Consider the following 798-nt stretch of genomic DNA (forward strand, 5'->3'; position numbering starts at 1 on the left):
ATTTTAACATTAGTGATCAAAATGTCAACGGTGCGTATTTCTTAATTGACAATTATATTTTATATCGCTATACTTATAAAAAGGTGTCTTATTGAATATTGATGTGGTAATTATGATTTTAAAGCAATCTTTTATGAAAAAGCTGTGCGCATATTCTCTAGTATGTGCTCTTTTTTTGTCGTCAACAAATGTTATATCCGTTAAAGCAACTGAGAATTCAGATTTATCATCAGATGCGCTTTCAAGTGAAATAACTGATACGAACGATGAAGCTCAGGTAGATTCAGAAGACGATCAGTCAATTTCTGATGATAGCAGTTCTAATAATATCTCAAGCGATGCTGACCAAACATCCTCTTCTGAGAATTCATTTTCTAATGAAGGAAGTTCTGAATCTGAAAGCGATGGTTCTAGCGAGAGTTCAGATAATAATGCCATATCAGAAGAAGAGAATACTTCTGAAAGTTCAGCCACAGAAGTATCTAGTGATGAGCAAAATGATGATCAGGAAGACTTATCAGAAGATGCATCGACAAATGATGATAACATAGATACTTCTACAGTTTCTGACGAGCAAGGAAGTACTGAAGAAAGCACCCCAGAATTAACTAATTCTGCAAATGAGAGTGACTATATAGTTCCTACAACTCAAGTAGGAGATATGTATTGGAGTATAGATTCGGAATGGCACTTAAAAGTATGGGGTAAGGCATCAGATCCAGTATCAAAACCGTGGGAAGATAGTAGCTACCGTGGTTATATAAAAACGGTTGATTTGAGCAACCTTGATACCAGTAA

1 pseudogene is annotated in these 798 nt (G+C 35.2%); it reads left to right on the top strand.

From position 1 onward, the window contains the following. Positions 1–91 precede the first annotated feature (91 nt). Positions 92–798: pseudogene (locus G608_RS23735) on the top strand (hypothetical protein); the annotation flags it as partial.

The sequence above is a fragment of the Butyrivibrio sp. WCD3002 genome, assembly GCF_000424265.1.
In the GTDB taxonomy this organism is placed as follows: domain Bacteria; phylum Bacillota; class Clostridia; order Lachnospirales; family Lachnospiraceae; genus Butyrivibrio.